The 541-nt window shown below is 46.6% G+C and carries 1 pseudogene; it reads left to right on the plus strand.

The features are described from left to right. Nucleotides 1-541: pseudogene (locus GRP75_RS28980) on the plus strand (aromatic acid exporter family protein); the annotation flags it as partial.

The raw sequence follows: 541 nt of genomic DNA on the forward strand, positions 1-541 counted from the left end.
CTGCTAGTGATTGGACTGGGTTCCGCGATGATTGTCAATTTAGCCTATATGCCGGGTTCTGATAATACAATGCAACAAATTCGGCAGGAAGTGGATCGGACATTTTCTGTTATATTCAGAAATATGGCCAATACGCTGCGTAGTCCAGCATACATATGGGATGGCAAGGAAGTTATTGAAGCGAACAGCGTGATAGCCAAAGGGGTCACTGAGGCGGGGCGTTCCTTGGAAAATCAGATGCTTCGTCCCCAAGAGGGTTGGAATGTGTATTTTTATATGCGAAAAGAGCAGCTGGATTCGATCCAAAACATGATGCAGTTGATCGCACAAATGTATCAGCATATGCCGCAGGCCAAGCTTCTGGCCGAGCTGTTCGACCAGCTTAGCAATGACGTTTTGGCTGGACATTATACAGGACAGACTGAGAAGCTGCTGGAGCAGGTTCGTGAAGAATTTAAAGCAATGGAGCTTCCCGCAACCCGGGAGGAATTTGAGATTCGTTCGGCATTATTGCAGCTTACACATGAGCTTCATCAGTATT

The organism is Paenibacillus sp. OT2-17, from assembly GCF_009827695.1.
Classification (GTDB): domain Bacteria; phylum Bacillota; class Bacilli; order Paenibacillales; family Paenibacillaceae; genus Paenibacillus; species Paenibacillus polymyxa_B.